This is a genomic window from Amycolatopsis sp. NPDC005232 (assembly GCF_040607795.1).
Classification (GTDB): Bacteria; Actinomycetota; Actinomycetes; order Mycobacteriales; family Pseudonocardiaceae; genus Amycolatopsis.
Window position 1 is genome coordinate 35,223 of the sequence record NZ_JBEXHL010000020.1, and the last position, 13,986, is coordinate 49,208.

Genomic DNA, 13,986 nt, shown 5'->3' on the forward strand with positions numbered 1-13,986 from the left:
AGTCGATCACCCCGGACCGGTCAGGCGACCGAGCGACGACGGGTGAACCGCAGGCCGACCGGCACGGCGACGGCCGCGAGCACGCCGAGTCCCGCCCACAGGCCGGCGCCCGACGCGAGCGGCATCGGCGGAGCGGCCGGGCCGCAGGTCGCCGACGACACGATGACGTCGCCGCTGCCGAGGGCGCCGACGACGCCGCCCAGCAGCTTCAGGTGCAGCGCGTTGACGGTGAGGCTGCCGTCCTTGTTCTTGATCTGCTCGTTCAGGATCAGCGTCGCCACGTTGACCGGGCCGAGGCCGACCTTGATCTGCGTGTTCGGCGCCGGGTTCGAGTCGACGTCGCCGACGCTGCCCAGATCGGCTCCGACCAGCGTGGAGCTGCCCTTGACGCCTTCCTGGGTCGCGGTGCAGACGGCCTCCACGGCCTTGATCCCGACGTTGCCCAGCGCCGCCTTCAGCAGCGGCAGCCCGACGTCGGCGGTGCTCGCCTTCGCCGTGACCGCGCCCGAGTTGTCGTCGCGGACGGCCGAGGTGTTGATGACCCCGGCGGTGAGGATCCCGGCGGCGTTGGCACTGACCGTGCTGTTGCTCGTCGGTCCGTCGGTGTTCGCCGCCGCCAGCGGGCCGAGCTTGACCGCGGACGCGCCGAGCAGCTTCACGTCGACGTTCACGCCGTAGGCGGAGCCGTCACCGGGCGCCGCCGAAGCCGGAACTGCTCCGGCGAGGGCGATGCTCGCCACCACAGCGGCGAGCATCCCGCCTCGTCGCAAGAGGTGTTTCTTCACTGGTCCTCCGATTTTTGTCAGGGCGAGCCGGTGCACGGACGAATCCCGCTGAACAAGAGTCGGCACGCTGATCGGATATCGGTGGCGTTGCCGGAAATGGCACACAATTCCGGGGAGACCACCGTATCGGGTGGTTTCACCGGGCCGGTCCCCACGTCGGTGCGGGCATCACCTGAACGGCCTAGCAAGGTTCTTGCCATTCGTGCCGAAAGGCGCTGGGAGATCCCTGAGAAGGGGGATACCTGTCGAAAGTTCCGGCACCTGTGTCCTACGCTGGCGCCGGGGTCCGCCGTTCTTCCGAACGTTTCCGGCTGAGAGGTTCGTCGTGGCAGTAGCGAACACACCTGTGTCCCCCGTCTCCCGGTTTCCGCTGCGTATGGCGGTGCTCGGGGTGGTCGCGGTCGGCGTGGTCCTGGTGCTCGTGGAGCGGTCGTACCGCGAGCTGGAAGTGCAGCTCGCGGGGGCGATACTGAGGGTCATCACCTCATCGGGTGTTTATGTGGCCGGTAGTCGCGAATCTGTGTACTTCGGGTTGACCGGCGCTACTCCGTTCGGGTTGAGAATGACCCCGGAATGCTCTTCTGTATTCCTCTTGCTGCCACTTCTGCTCGTGACCGCGGTGCTCCTCTACTTCCGTCCGCAGAATGCGCGCCGACTGTTTCTCTCGCTGGTAATTGCCGCGATTGCCGTCATTCTCGTGAATCAGTTGCGCATTCTCACCATCGTCGGTCTGGTCCACGTGCTGGGCACCGACGAGGGCTACTACTGGGGCCACACGCTGCTCGGCTCGATGGTCAGTGTCCTCGGCGGCGCGGTGTCGCTCGTGCTGTTCGTCTGGCTCGCGACCCGCAAGACGAAGGCGGAGAAGAACCAGGGCACCGCCGCGTGAACGACACCGGCTTCAAGGTCCTGCTCTCGATCACCCAGGCGTTCGCGCTGACGATGAGCGTCGCGTTCATCGTCTACGTCGCGATGATCGTGGTGCCCTACCTGCGACGCAAACCCGCCCCGGTCGGCGACCCCAGCGCGTTCGCCTGGCACTTCTTCGTGCCGTGCCGCGACGAGGAAGCCGTGATCCGGGAGACCGTGCGCTACCTGCGCACCACCTTCCGCCGTGCGCACGTGTGGGTGGTCGACGACGACTCCGACGACCGCACCGCCCGCGTCGTCCGCTCGGTCTGGCGGCGCAACGGCGGCTACGACCCCAACCTGCACCTGGTGGCGCGCAAGCGTCCCGAGGCCCGCACGGGCAAGGGTGACGCCCTCAACGCCGCTTACCAGGCCCTCAACGAATGGCTCGAGCCCGACACCGACCGCGACCGCGTGGTCGTGGTGGTCGTCGACGCCGACGGCCGCCCTGCCGCCAACTGCCTCGAAGTCTGCGCGGCCGAGCACCTCTTCGGCGACGAAAAGATCGGCGCCGTGCAGCTCGACGTGCGCATGAGCAACGTCCGCACCCGCGCGCCGGGGCGCACCTGGTTCGCGCGCGCGTTCGGCCTCAAGCTGGCGCAGCTGCAGGACCTGGAGTTCCGCACGGCGATCGCCGCGATCCAAACGTCGCGCGGCTTCACCGGCACGATCTCCATGGGCGGCAACGGCCAGTTCACCCGCCTCGCCGCCCTCGACTCCATCGGCGGCGACGAGCACCAGCCCTGGCGCGGCTCCCTGCTGGAGGATTTCGAGCTCGGCGTCCACCTGCTCACGGCCGGCTGGCGCACGGGCTTCACCCCGGATTCCCATGTGGCGCAGGAAGGCCTGTACAGCCTGCGGCGTTTCCTCGTGCAGCGCACGCGCTGGGGCCAGGGCACGATGCAGTGCTCGCGGTACCTGCGCCGCATCTGGGACTCGCCGCATGTGTCCACTTTGGGCGCCGCGGAGATGATGTACTACCTGGCGCAGCCGTGGATGCAGCTGCTCGGCTCGCTGCTCTACCCGGTGCCGTTCATCCTCCTGCTGGCCACCACGGCCGGCGACCCGTCGCAGGTCTGGACCTGGTTCACCGGCGGCGCCTGGATCCTCTTCGCCATCTACGGCTCGTTCGGCCTGCTGCCGTTCGTGGTGTGGGGCCCGATCTACCAGATGAAATGCTTGGGCAGCAAGAACATCTTCCGCGGCCTCGGCATGGGCCTGCTGTACGCGGCCTACATCTACACCTTCTACATCACGTCCTGGCGCGCCGTGATCCGCCTCGTGCGCGGCCGCAACGGCTGGTCCAAGACGCGGCGCAACACCGAGGTCACCAGCGGCGTGAAAGTGGCGCTGGACAGCTGAGACACGAGAAGGGCCCCTCCGCGGAGGGGCCCTTCTTCGTTGTGCAGACTCAGAATGCCGGCTTCAGCACCACGTCGTCGAGGTTCACGTACTCGACGCGGTGTCCGAACTGGACTTCCACGTACTTCATTTTGCCGCGCACCACCACGTGGTCCGACACGTCGAACGTCGTCGCCGAGTAGTACTCCGACGGAACGACGCCGCCGACGGAGTACTTCTGGCCCGCCGCGAACGTGTAAGGCATGGGCGCCAGCGCTTGGACGGCGACGTTCGCCGGGTAGGCCGAGGCCTCCGGGAACGCCCGTCCGTAGACCGGGATCGTCGCCTTGCCGGGCTTCGGCGTGGCGACGAGACCGCTCGCCGGGACCACGGTGTTGCTGGGCAGCCAGCCCTTCTGGCCCAGGTACCAGATCGCGGTCCAGCCGCCCTGGTGTCCGGCCACGGCGTACTGCTGGCCGGTGGCCACGCGGCTGCCGACGTCGGAAACATCCATAGTGGACGGTCCGGTTCCGTGCAGCCCGGCGTCGGACAGCAGGGGAGACGTGGCGTCCGGCGCGGTGTGCAGCGCCACGGCCTCCGAGCCGCGCGCCGCGCACGGGGTGCCGGAGCCGATCTTGTCGCAGCCGGTGAACACGGGCTGGTTGGCGGCGAACTTCGGCGCGATCGTCACCATCGACGAGCCGGCCCGGCCGGTGGCCTTGATCGGCGCGCCCAGCAGGTCGAAGTAGTGCGACCAGTCCCAGTAGGGGCCCGGGTCCCAGTGCATGCCGGCGATCGTGGCGGGCGTGGTGCCCGGCACGTTGTCGTGGCCGATGATGTGCGCGCGGTCGAGCGGCACGCCGTAGCGCTTCGCCAGGTAGCCGACGAGCTTCGCCGACGACCGGTACATCGCTTCGGTGTACCAGGTGCCCTGCGCGGCGAAACCCTCGTGCTCGACGCCGATGGACTTCGCGTTGACGTACCAGTTGCCCGCGTGCCAGCCGACGTCCTTGGTCGGCACGTGCTGCGCGATCAGGCCGTCCTGCGAGCGCACGGTGTAGTGCCACGCGAGGTAGGTCGGATCCTGCGCGAGCGTGAGGGCGTCGTCCCAGTAGCCCTCGGTGTCGTGGATGACGATCGTGTCGATCTTCTGGCTCTGCGGCCGGTTCGCGATGTCGTGGTTGCCGTAGTCGCCGCCGGGCAGCTCCTGGTACGGCGCCGGCACGGACTCGCAGGCCACGGACTTCGGGCACTCGGTGGCGGGCGGGGCGTCGGTCTTGAGGCCCAGCCGCTCGGCCTGCGCCTTGTCGGGTGTGACGCCGGGGGTCGCGGCGAGCGTGACGGCCTGGCCGTCGTCCGTCGTGCGCGTCTCGCCGGTGGCGATGGTGCCGTAGACCTCGTCGGCGAAGGTCTGGGCCGCCGTCACGTCCTCGGAGCCGCTGTACGCGGCGACGGCGCCGTACCAGTCCTTCGCGTCTTCGCTGCGTACGCCGAGCTTGCGCTGATACTCGGCCAGCAGGGCCGTGCCGCCGCGGATGTTCTGCTTCGGGTCGGTGCGCAGCGTCGCCGCGTCCGTGTGCAGCAGGGCCGCGGCCTGGTCCACGGTCTGCAGACCGGGCGGGACGGCCGCGGGCTGCTGCGTGGGCTTGGGGTGCAGCGCGGGCCGGGCGTCGTCGCCGCGCGGGTCTTCGCCGTTCTGGTCGAACTCGCTGGTCACGACGCCGGCCGTGCGCAGGTCCGTGAGGTGCATCGGCCCGTAGCCGGCGGCGGTGCTGGGCGTACCGGCGTTGTAATCCCAGCGGGACTCCAGGTACGAGACGCCGAGCAATACACCGAGCGGCACGCCGAACTCGCTTGCCGCGCTTGCGAAGTCCTGCTGTCGCTGTTGGTTCGCTGGTTGGGCTTGGGCGGGAGCCGACGTCGCCAACGCGACCGCCAGCAACCCCGCCCCGCCCGCGACGGCCAGCCGCCGCGTAACGGAGTGGAACATCGGTGGGACCCCCAGGTGTCGGTGCTTTTCCGGCGAAACTTAACCAGAAACGTCGGCGCCTGGTAAGCCTCCGCGACGGCGGTTTCGCCCAGCGGTCGTCAGCGGCTGATCACGAGCACGAGGGAGCCGTCGAACGTGGGTTGCTCCTTGAACGCGCCGTACTTCGCGGCCCAGGTCCCGTCGGCGAGATCGCTGGTCAGCTTGCGGGTGAAGCGCTCCTCGGCCGCGGCGTCGACAAAGCTCCACGCCGAACAAGCCTGCCGCGCCGCCGGCTCCAGCAGCATCTCCGGCCGCGCGTAGTACGCCTCGTTGAACCCGTCGACGCAGTCGCGCGGCACCGGCACGGGCACGACCTCGGTGTCGCCCAGGTACTTCGCGATCTCGCTGATCGCCGGGTACCGGCGCGCCTCCGTGTCGAGCACTTCCGGGGCGTACTCGTACAACCAGAAGTCCCGCACCCGGTCCGGATCGCACGTCAGGATCGCGACGGGACCCTTCGTGACGCGCCGGACCTCGCCCAGCCCCTTCGCGAGATCCGGCCACTGGTGCACGGTGAACGTCGCCATCGCCGCGTCGAAGCTGTTGTCCCCGAACGGAAGATCCTCCGCCGTCGCATCCACCGCGGGCCTGTCCGTGCGCCGCAGCGCCCGCATCGACGCGGACGGCTCCACGGCGGTCACGCGGCGGTCGGCCGGCTCGTACGACCCCGCGCCGGCCCCGACGTTCACCACGGTCTTCGCGTCCCCGAGCGACGCCAAGACCGCGGCGGCTATGCGGGGGTCGGGGTTGCGGAACCCGGTGTAGACCTTGCCGATCTCGCCGTAGTCCGCGTCGCCTGCGCTGCCGTCGGCCCGTCTGCTGGTCACGGGAGCGAGCCTAGCGATCTTCGGCCGTGGTCAGGCGGTACTCGTCCAGCAGCCGGAAGAACACGTCCAGCGGCTCCTCGGCGCCGGCGTGCCGCTCGATCGCCGCGGCCCAGCCCAGCGACATCGACCACCCGGTCCGCACGCGCACCCACTCGGCGAACGCTCCGGCCTGCCCCATCACGAACTCCTCGTCCACCCCGGTGTACGTACAGCGCCAGCACTGACCGAGTCACGAGCGAGCCTCCTGGAGTCTGCGGGGAACGTCGAACAGCAGCCGGCCAGAGCGAAATGGTCACCGTTGCGGCGCACGAAGAACAGCCGCGAGACGATCCATTGTGGACGGAAGAGCCCAGTAATAGACCCACGTCCCTCGTCGCTCGCAGTCGATCAAACCGGCCTGGCGCAACAGTTTCAGGTGGTGCGAGATCGTCGGCTGCGCGAGGTCGAACGCGGGCGTCAGCTCGCACACGCACATCTCGCCGCCCTCGCGGGAGGCGATCATCGACAGCAGTCGCAGTCGCACCGGGTCGCCCAGTGCCTTGAACACGCGGGCGAGTTCGGCGGCTTCGGCCTCGGCCAGCGGCGCGGAGGTCAGTCCCGCGCAGCACGCCTCGCGCTGATCGAGCACCGGTAGCTCTTGCATCGACATGTTTCTATATTGACGTTCGCCGATCCAAGGCGCAAGGTTGTTTCCACAAACGTCGATGCAAGCTGATCCAGCGAGGAGAAGCACGATGACCGACCTGCGTGAAACCGTGCGCCGGCACTACGCCGCGGCCGCTCGCGAAGTCACCTCGGGCGGCACAGCCTGCTGCGGTCCGGCACCGGTCGAGGTGGACTTCGGCTCCACCCTCTACGCCGCCGACGAACGCGCCGAGCTGCCCGCCGAGGCCGTCGCCGCCTCCCTGGGCTGCGGCAACCCGACCGCCGTGGCCGAGCTCCGACCCGGCGACCACGTCCTCGACCTCGGCTCCGGCGGTGGCATCGACGTCCTGCTGTCCGCCCGCCGCGTCGGCCCCACCGGCAAGGCCTACGGGCTGGACCTGACCGACGAGATGCTCACCCTCGCCACCACCAACGCCGCCAAAGCCGGCGCCACGAACGTCGAGTTCCTGCGCGGAGCGATCGAGTCCATCCCGCTGCCCGGGAACACCATCGACGTCGTCATCTCCAACTGCGTGATCAACCTGTCCACCGACAAACCCGCCGTCTTCGCGGAAACCTTCCGCGTCCTCAAGCCCGGCGGCCGCCTCGCCCTCACCGACGTCGTCGCCGACGACACCCTCAGCCCGGCCCAGCGCGCCGAACGCGGCGACTACGTCGGCTGCATCGCGGGCGCGCTGTCCTTCGCCGAGTACCGCGCCGGCCTGGAGGCCGCGGGCTTCACGGACATCCGGCTCACCCCGACCCACCCCGTCGCCGACGGCATGCACTCCGTGATCGTCCGCGCCACCAAACCCGCCTGACCGAGCGGGTCCTGGCACCCTCGCAAGGGTGCACCTGACCGTCGTCGGCCAGGCCGTGGGCCTGTTCGTCGTGACCAACGTCGACGACCTCCTCGTGCTGGCCCTGTTCTTCGCCCGCGGCGCGGGCCTGCCCGGCGCGACCCGGGCCGTCGCGATCGGCCAGTACCTCGGGTTCCTGGCCATCCTCGCCGTCGCCGTGGCGGCCGCATTCGGGGTGACGTTCCTGCCGGCCGGCTTCGTCCGGTACCTCGGCCTGCTGCCGATCGCGCTGGGGATCCGCGCCGCCGTCCAGGCCTGGCGCCGCCGCGGCGACGACGGGGGAACCACCCGGCCCGACCGGCCGCGGACTCTCGAAGTCGCCGCCGTCACGTTCGCCAACGGCGGCGACAACATCGGCGTCTACGTCCCCGTCTTCGCCACCGCCGGACCGGGCGGCACGAGCGTCTACGCGGTCGTGTTCCTCGTGCTGGTCGCCGCCTGGCTCGCCGCCGGCCGCCACCTCGCCACGCGCTCCGCCGTCGCACGGGTGCTCGCGCGCTGGGGCCACATCGTCCTGCCCGCCGTGCTGATCGGCATCGGCCTGCTCATCCTGATCGACGGCGCCTGGTGACGGGGTCCGAAACGATCGCGGAACAAAACCCCCGGTCAGCCCGCCTCGCCGAGGATTCCCGCACGTCAGATGGACCCTCCTTGCACTGCTGGCACTCCCGTGGCTAGAGTGCTAATCGAACGGCCCGAACACGCCCGGCACCCGCGACGGCGGGGGTGGTAGGAGCCGTAAGTCATCCTGCCGACGCTTTCGACGACCGTGGAGGTCAACCCGGTGAGCGTGAACATCAAGCCGCTCGAGGACAAGATCGTTGTCCAGACGAGCGAGGCCGAGGAGACGACCGCTTCCGGCCTCGTCATCCCCGACACCGCCAAGGAAAAGCCCCAGGAGGGCAAGGTTCTGGCCGTGGGCCCGGGCCGGATCGACGACAAGGGCAACCGCGTGCCGCTCGACGTGGCCGTGGGCGACGTCGTGATCTACTCCAAGTACGGCGGCACCGAGGTCAAGTACAACGGCGAGGACTACCTGATCCTCTCCGCCCGCGACGTGCTGGCCGTCATCAACTGACGTCCGCTCGAAGCGCATGACGCCCCGGGCCCCGCACAAGCCGGGGGACGGGGCGTTCTTGCGTTCAAAAACCCCTGAAAGGTAAGCGGAACACGCTATGCCCAAGCAGATCAGTTTCGACGAGGACGCTCGTCGCGCGCTCGAGCGCGGGGTGAACAAGCTCGCCGACGCCGTCAAGGTGACCCTCGGCCCGCGTGGTCGCCACGTCGTTCTGGACAAGAAGTTCGGCGGCCCGACCATCACCCTCGACGGAGTGACCGTCGCCCGTGAGATCGAGCTCGACGACCCGTTCGAGAACCTCGGCGCGCAGCTGGCCAAGAACGTGGCCACGAAGACCAACGACGTCGCCGGTGACGGCACGACCACCGCCACGGTGCTCGCCCAGTCGCTGGTCAAGCACGGCCTTCGCAACGTCGCCGCCGGCGCCAACCCGACCTCTGTCGGCAAGGGCATCGAGGCCGCGGCCGAGAAGGTCATCGAGGTCCTCAAGTCCAAGGCCACCCCGGTCAAGGGCCGCGAGAACATCGCGCAGGTCGGCACCGTCACCTCCCGCGACGCCACGATCGGCCAGCTGCTCGGCGAGGCCGTCGAGCGCGTGGGCGAGGACGGCGTGATCACCATCGAGGAGTCGTCGACCCTGGCGACCGAGCTCGTGATCACCGAGGGCGTGCAGTTCGACAAGGGCTTCCTGTCGGCGCACTTCGCGACCAACCCCGAGGACCAGAAGGCGATCCTCGAGGACGCCTACATCCTGCTGTCCCGCGAGAAGATCTCGGCGCTGGCCGACCTGCTCCCGGTGCTGGAGAAGGTCGTCGAGGCCAAGAAGCCGCTGCTGATCATCGCCGAGGACGTCGACGGCGAGGCGCTGTCCACCCTCGTGGTGAACTCGCTGCGCAAGACGATCACCGCCGTCGCGGTCAAGGCGCCGTTCTTCGGCGACCGCCGCAAGGCGTTCCTGGACGACCTCGCGTTCATCACCGGCGGCGAGGTCGTGTCCGCCGAGATCGGCGTGAAGCTGTCCGAGATCGACCTCAGCTCGCTGGGTCGCGCGCGCCGGATCGTCGTCACCAAGGACGACACCACGATCGTCGACGGCGCGGGCTCCAAGGACGCCATCGCCGGCCGGATCGCGCAGATCCGCAACGAGATCGAGACCACCGACTCCGACTGGGACCGCGAAAAGCTGCAGGAGCGGCTCGCGAAGCTCGGCGGCGGCGTGGCCGTGATCAAGGTCGGCGCGGCCACCGAGACCGAGCTCAACGAGCGCAAGCACCGCATCGAGGACGCCGTTGCGTCCACGAAGGCGGCCGTCGAGGAGGGCATCCTCCCCGGTGGTGGCTCGGCTCTGGTCCACGCGGTCAAGGAATTGGCAGGGCTCGAGTCCGAGTTCTCCGGTGACGAGGCCACGGGCGTCCGCATCGTCCGCGACGCGCTCACCGCCCCGCTGTTCTGGATCGCGACCAACGCGGGCCACGAGGGCGCGGTCATCGTGAACAAGGTCCAGGAGCAGAGCTGGGGCGAGGGCTTCAACGCCGCCACCGGCGAGCTCACCGACCTGATCGCGGCGGGCATCGTCGACCCGGTCAAGGTGACCCGCTCCGCGGTCGCCAACGCCGCGTCCATCGCCCGGCTCGTGCTCACCACGGAGAGCGCCGTGGTCGAGAAGCCGGTCGACGAGGAACCCGACGCCGGCCACGGCCACGGTCACTCGCACTAGTTCCACCAGCACGCCGAACCGGGGCGGTACTCCCTTTCGAGGGGGTGCCGCCCCGGTTCTTTTGGTCCTGGGGGAGCCGCTGCTCGCGGGACCTCGACGGCGACCGCGTGACCTACGAGGTTCCCGCTCTACGAGGATCGCGTGGTGCGCCTGGGTTTCCCTCTGGCGAGCACCGACTGGTTCGGCCTCCGCCACAGGCGACGTCCGGCGCACGCACGCCGCGGCCTGACCGGTTGTGTGCGGAAGATCTTGGCCGCCGGTTTTCCCGGTGCCGTCGAGTAGTTTCACTGTGACTACTGGAGGCGCCGATGACTTCGGGAACGCGAGAGCTTTCCGCCACGGCCTACGTGGTGCTCGGCATGGTCGCCCGGCTCGGCGTGACCACGCCGTACGCGGTGAAGCAGGCGTTGCGCCGCTCGATCGGGCAGCACTGGCCCGTCCCGCACGCGCAGCTGTACGCGATTTCCGGCCGGCTGCAGGAACAAGGCCTGCTCGAAGGTGACCAGGAGACGTCCGGCCGCCGTCGCAAGACCTACTGCGTCACCGAAGCCGGCCACCGAGCGCTGCGGGAGTGGCTGCGCCGCCCCGACGCCGAGCCGGCCGAGATCCGCGGCGTGGCCTGGCTCAAGCTCGCGTTCAGCGACCTCGCCGACCCTGAGAGCCTTTCGCGGCTCGCGGCCGAACAGGTCGAGCAGCACCGCGGCCGCATTGCCCGGCACGGCACCGCCGCCGCGTCCGACCACGCCACGCAGCTGGCCCTTGAGCTGGACCGCGCCGCCCTCCGGTTCTGGACCGGGCTGGCGGTGCGGCCCCGGTGAGCGCCGGCCGGAACCGGCGCCCCGCGGCTCAGGCGGTGAACCCGCCGTCGACCGTGATCGCCGTGCCCGTCAGGTAGCGGCCGTCCGGGCCCGCCAGATGGGCCACGGTCGCGGCGACGTCCGCCGCGTCCGCGTAGTGGCCGAGCGCGATGTGCGGCACCTGTGCCGCGGCGCTGGGACCGTCGACCGGGTTCATGTCAGTGTTCGTCGAGCCCGGGTGGACCACGGTGGCGGTGATGCCCCGCGGCCCGAGGTCGCGCGCCAGGCCGCGCGTGAAGCCGATCAGCGCCGCCTTGCTCGCCGAGTACAGGCTCATGCCGGGGAACGGCACGCGCTCGGCGAGGTCGCTGCCGATGGAGACCACGCGGCCGCCGCGGGGGAGGTGCTTCAGCGCCGCCTGCGTGGCGACCAGCACGGCGCGCACGTTCACCGAGAGCGTGCGGTCGATGTCGTCGAGCGAGAGCTCGTCGAGCGGCGCCGCGATGGAGATACCCGCGTTGTTGACCAGGATGTCGAGCCCGCCGAGCTCCTCGGCGACGCGGTCGACGGCCGAGGCCACCGCCGCGGCGTCCGCGGAGTCGGCCTGCAGCGCGAGGCCGCGCCGGCCTTGTTCCTCGACCTCGGTGACGACCTTGGCCGCCTTGTCCGCGGAGCGTTCGTAAGTGATGGCGACGTCGGCGCCGTCAGCGGCGAGCCGCTTCGCGATCGCCGCGCCGATGCCTCGGCTGCCGCCTGTCACCAGGGCGACCTTGCCGTCCAGCGTTCCCATCGAGGTTCCTTTCTGTATCGATGACTACATAAAAGACGTTGTAGCATGGCGGCGTCAAGTATTTTGTATCGCTTGCTAAAGAAGGTGGTCCATGTCACCGCGTGGCCGGCCCCGCGCGTTCGACCGAGAACACGCGCTCACGCAGGCGATGTTCGTGTTCTGGGAGCGCGGTTACGAGGGCACGTCGCTCGCCGACCTCACCGGCGCGATGGGCATCAACCCGCCCAGCCTGTACGCGGCCTTCGGCAGCAAGGAGGCGCTGTTCCGCGAGGCCGTCGACCGCTACGGCACCACGTACGGCAGCCACACGCCCCGCGCGCTGGCCGAAGAGCCGACGGCGCGCGAAGCCATCGAAACGATGCTTCGGGACAACGCCCGCACGTACGTGGAGCCGGGCCACCCCACGGGCTGCATGGTCGTGCTGTCCGGCACGAACTGCTCGCCCGCGAACCGGGGCGTGTGCGACCTGCTCGCCGAATCGCGCGCGGAAGTGCGCCAGCTGGTCCGCGAGCGGCTGCAGCGGGGCATCGACGCCGGCGAGCTGACCGGGGACCCCGACGCGCTCGGCGCTTACTACGCCACGGTGCTGTTCGGGCTGTCGATGCAGGCCCGCGACGGCGTCGACCTCGCTGGGCTCACCGCCGCCATCGACCTGGCGATGTGCTCGTGGCCGGGCACCGACGCCGGACACGCGACAGGGGCGGCGTCCGAAGTGGACACCGCCCCTGTCGCGAGTTCGTGATCGCGCTCAGCCGCCGGACATGCTCAGCGCTCGTTTGTCCTGCTTGATCAGGTTCTCCCGCTCGGACTCCGACAGTCCGCCCCAGATCCCGTAGGGCTCGTGCACGGCCAGTGCGTGCCGCCGGCACATGTCCAGCACCGGGCAGGCCAGGCAGACCGCCTTCGCCCTGGCCTCACGGCGTGCCCTAGCCGGACCCCGCTCGCCGTCCGGGTGAAAGAACGCCGCGCTGTCCATCCCCCGACACGACCCCTCCAGCTGCCAGTCCCACATATCTGCGTTGGGACCGGGGAGCCTGCGCGTGTCTGCCATCCTGACCGCCTCCGTCATCCGGTCGATGCCATTAGCTGCTCTGCTGTGGTGCCGATACTCCATTCGGTGCAACGGCGGTAACGTTAGAAGCGCGCCAATAGTTGTTCAAGGGCTTCGGGATGATTCAGCCGTTAGGCATCCCCCGGAATGGTGAGCAGGGGTTTTGGCTCCGGTTGCCGTGACTCTCGCGGGCCTGGATATTGGCCGGGTGGGATCCGGAGCGCGTGAAGGAGAACCCACCCTGCCGGTGGCCTCGGTCGCTCGCCGCCTCGGGGTCGCCCCGTCGACCCTCCGTACCTGGGACCGCCGCTACGGCCTTGGCCCCAGCCGCCACACCGACGGCAGGCACCGTCGCTACGGCAGCTCCGACATCGACCGCCTCGAGCTCATGCAGCGCGCCCTCCTCCGCGGTGCCTCGACAGCCGAAGCCGCTCGCTACGCGCTGCAGCAGATGCCACGCGCGGAGATCGTCCCGCCCGCCGACGAACCCGCGACCCCGGCACACTCCGCGCCCGCCGACGGTGAGGTCCCGTCGCGCCTGGCCCGCCGCCTGAGCACGGCCGCGCTGGCCATGGACGTCGGCGCCGTGCAGCGCATGCTGGCCGAGGCCCTCGATGAGCTGGGCGTGCTCGCCGCGTGGTCGGGTGTGGTCGAGCCGGTGCTCACGGCGCTCGGCGCGCGCTGGCGCGGGGTCAGTGCCGGCGCCGAGGTCGAGTACCTGCTGGCCGAGTGCGTGTACGCGGCGCTCGTCCGCGCGACGCCCGTGCTCGACGCGCCGCTCAACCTGCGTCCTGTGCTGCTCGCGTGCGTGCCGGAGGAACGCGACACCATGCCGGTCTACGCGCTCGCGGCCGCGCTGGCCGGGCGGCGGATCGGCGCGCAGCTGTTCGGTGTGCCGCTGCCCGCGGAGGTCCTGGCGGTGGCCGTGCGACGCAGCGCGCCTGCCGCGGTGGTGCTGTGGGCGCACCGGCGCGACGCGGCGGACCCGCGGCTGTTCGCGCGGGTGTCCCGCGGCCGCCAGCGCAGCCGGCTGTTCGCGTGCGGGCCCGGCTGGGACGTCGCCACGCTGCCCGACAAGGTCGAGCTGCTCGCCGACCTGCCCGCCGCCGCGGGCCGCGTCGAGCACGTTCTTGTCGGGGCGGGGCGCTAGAAAGGTC

16 protein-coding genes are annotated in these 13,986 nt (G+C 70.1%); 9 read left to right on the top strand and 7 right to left on the bottom strand.

Features of this window, described 5'->3' with window-relative positions; genetic code table 11:
* Window positions 1-20: 20 nt before the first annotated feature.
* Complete coding sequence (locus ABZU76_RS32175; RefSeq protein ID WP_354876033.1) at window positions 21-785, bottom strand: choice-of-anchor P family protein; 765 nt, start codon at window positions 783-785, stop codon at window positions 21-23.
* A gap of 325 nt (window positions 786-1,110) precedes the next feature.
* Between ABZU76_RS32175 and xrtP the strand changes: the two genes are divergently transcribed.
* Both xrtP and ABZU76_RS32185 read left to right on the top strand, forming a co-directional pair.
* On the top strand, window positions 1,111-1,674 hold the full coding sequence (gene xrtP, locus ABZU76_RS32180; protein ID WP_354876035.1) for an exosortase P: 564 nt from the start codon (window positions 1,111-1,113) through the stop codon (window positions 1,672-1,674).
* A 53-nt stretch (window positions 1,675-1,727) separates the two neighbouring features.
* On the top strand, window positions 1,728-3,056 hold the full coding sequence (locus ABZU76_RS32185) for a glycosyltransferase (RefSeq protein WP_354876220.1): 1,329 nt from the start codon (window positions 1,728-1,730) through the stop codon (window positions 3,054-3,056).
* A 49-nt stretch (window positions 3,057-3,105) separates the two neighbouring features.
* Here ABZU76_RS32185 and ABZU76_RS32190 read toward each other — a convergent pair whose 3' ends face one another.
* From ABZU76_RS32190 to ABZU76_RS32205, 4 genes are all read right to left on the bottom strand, one after another.
* A complete protein-coding gene (locus ABZU76_RS32190; RefSeq protein ID WP_354876037.1) occupies window positions 3,106-5,025 on the bottom strand; it encodes an N-acetylmuramoyl-L-alanine amidase in 1,920 nt (639 codons plus the stop codon).
* A gap of 98 nt (window positions 5,026-5,123) precedes the next feature.
* On the bottom strand, window positions 5,124-5,891 hold the full coding sequence (locus ABZU76_RS32195; RefSeq protein WP_354876039.1) for a class I SAM-dependent methyltransferase: 768 nt from the start codon (window positions 5,889-5,891) through the stop codon (window positions 5,124-5,126).
* A 10-nt stretch (window positions 5,892-5,901) separates the two neighbouring features.
* On the bottom strand, window positions 5,902-6,087 hold the full coding sequence (locus ABZU76_RS32200; RefSeq protein WP_354876041.1) for a hypothetical protein: 186 nt from the start codon (window positions 6,085-6,087) through the stop codon (window positions 5,902-5,904).
* 96 nt (window positions 6,088-6,183) lie between these two features.
* The gene (locus ABZU76_RS32205; RefSeq protein ID WP_354876043.1) at window positions 6,184-6,540 is read right to left on the bottom strand and encodes a metalloregulator ArsR/SmtB family transcription factor; all 357 of its coding nucleotides are present in this window, start codon (window positions 6,538-6,540) and stop codon (window positions 6,184-6,186) included.
* Between the two features lie 85 nt (window positions 6,541-6,625).
* On the opposite strand from ABZU76_RS32205, the gene arsM reads away from it, so the two are divergent.
* The 5 genes from arsM (at window position 6,626) to ABZU76_RS32230 (ending at window position 11,009) form a co-directional block, all read left to right on the top strand.
* Window positions 6,626-7,357 (top strand): arsenite methyltransferase, encoded by a 732-nt coding sequence (arsM, locus tag ABZU76_RS32210; protein ID WP_354876045.1) that lies wholly within the window; start codon window positions 6,626-6,628, stop codon window positions 7,355-7,357.
* A gap of 28 nt (window positions 7,358-7,385) precedes the next feature.
* The gene (locus ABZU76_RS32215) at window positions 7,386-7,967 is read left to right on the top strand and encodes a cadmium resistance transporter (RefSeq protein WP_354876047.1); all 582 of its coding nucleotides are present in this window, start codon (window positions 7,386-7,388) and stop codon (window positions 7,965-7,967) included.
* Between the two features lie 213 nt (window positions 7,968-8,180).
* A complete protein-coding gene (groES, locus tag ABZU76_RS32220; RefSeq protein WP_009072407.1) occupies window positions 8,181-8,474 on the top strand; it encodes a co-chaperone GroES in 294 nt (97 codons plus the stop codon).
* Window positions 8,475-8,571: 97 nt separating this feature from the next.
* Window positions 8,572-10,191 (top strand): chaperonin GroEL, encoded by a 1,620-nt coding sequence (gene groL / locus ABZU76_RS32225; RefSeq protein ID WP_354876049.1) that lies wholly within the window; start codon window positions 8,572-8,574, stop codon window positions 10,189-10,191.
* A gap of 308 nt (window positions 10,192-10,499) precedes the next feature.
* On the top strand, window positions 10,500-11,009 hold the full coding sequence (locus ABZU76_RS32230) for a PadR family transcriptional regulator (protein ID WP_354876051.1): 510 nt from the start codon (window positions 10,500-10,502) through the stop codon (window positions 11,007-11,009).
* A gap of 28 nt (window positions 11,010-11,037) precedes the next feature.
* On the opposite strand, the gene ABZU76_RS32235 is transcribed toward ABZU76_RS32230, so the two are convergent.
* The gene (locus ABZU76_RS32235; protein ID WP_354876052.1) at window positions 11,038-11,778 is read right to left on the bottom strand and encodes an SDR family NAD(P)-dependent oxidoreductase; all 741 of its coding nucleotides are present in this window, start codon (window positions 11,776-11,778) and stop codon (window positions 11,038-11,040) included.
* A gap of 91 nt (window positions 11,779-11,869) precedes the next feature.
* Here ABZU76_RS32235 and ABZU76_RS32240 point away from each other — a divergent pair, with 91 nt between their 5' ends.
* The gene (locus tag ABZU76_RS32240; RefSeq protein WP_354876053.1) at window positions 11,870-12,520 is read left to right on the top strand and encodes a TetR/AcrR family transcriptional regulator; all 651 of its coding nucleotides are present in this window, start codon (window positions 11,870-11,872) and stop codon (window positions 12,518-12,520) included.
* Between the two features lie 6 nt (window positions 12,521-12,526).
* Here the strand turns inward: ABZU76_RS32240 and ABZU76_RS32245 are convergent, their stop codons facing one another.
* A complete protein-coding gene (locus tag ABZU76_RS32245; RefSeq protein WP_220246148.1) occupies window positions 12,527-12,847 on the bottom strand; it encodes a WhiB family transcriptional regulator in 321 nt (106 codons plus the stop codon).
* Between the two features lie 190 nt (window positions 12,848-13,037).
* Between ABZU76_RS32245 and ABZU76_RS32250 the strand changes: the two genes are divergently transcribed.
* Window positions 13,038-13,979 (top strand): MerR family transcriptional regulator, encoded by a 942-nt coding sequence (locus ABZU76_RS32250; RefSeq protein ID WP_354876054.1) that lies wholly within the window; start codon window positions 13,038-13,040, stop codon window positions 13,977-13,979.
* The last annotated feature ends 7 nt before the right edge of the window (window positions 13,980-13,986 follow it).